This is a genomic window from Zoogloea oryzae (assembly GCF_030161255.1).
GTDB classification, from domain to species: domain Bacteria; phylum Pseudomonadota; class Gammaproteobacteria; order Burkholderiales; family Rhodocyclaceae; genus Zoogloea; species Zoogloea oryzae.
Map to the genome: position 1 here is coordinate 327 of NZ_BSPX01000245.1, position 485 is coordinate 811.

Consider the following 485-nt stretch of genomic DNA (forward strand, 5'->3'; position numbering starts at 1 on the left):
GATCTTGGTACGAGTCCATAACGATCAAAGTCAAATCGTGAGCCTCTTAATGAAGCAAATTCAATGAAACAACAACTGGTACCATAGAGAAGCGGCCATAAACTGGAGAGTCTTGACCAATTGGAAAGATCATTTGAGGTTGTTGAAATAACAGAATTTTGGGTTGTTCGATTAAGTAACGGAAACTCCGCGGAATTCATAACTGTCTCAACATTCTTTTTTTGTTCTCTTTGATTGCCTGAAGTTAAGACCATTCCAACGCTCCTTTTCGCCATGCATAAACTAAACCAACAATTAGAATAAGCACGAAAATCAAAGCTTCTATAAATACGGATACGCCCAACACATCGAAACTCATCGCCCATGGATAAAGAAAAACCGTTTCAACATCAAAAACAACAAAAACTAGAGCAAACATATAATAACGGATTCTGAATTGTAACCAAGCATCACCCATCGGTTCTATACCCGATTCATAACTAGAA

General features: G+C 37.7%; 1 protein-coding gene and 1 pseudogene. Both read right to left on the reverse strand.

The genetic code is table 11. From position 1 onward, the window contains the following. Positions 1–254 (reverse strand): annotated as a pseudogene (locus QQK25_RS24905) (hypothetical protein); the annotation flags it as partial. Next, positions 245–485: NADH-quinone oxidoreductase subunit A (gene ndhC / locus QQK25_RS24910; protein ID WP_284190090.1), on the reverse strand; the 241-nt coding region annotated here is incomplete at its 5' end. The gene ndhC and the pseudogene QQK25_RS24905, both read right to left, overlap by 10 nt.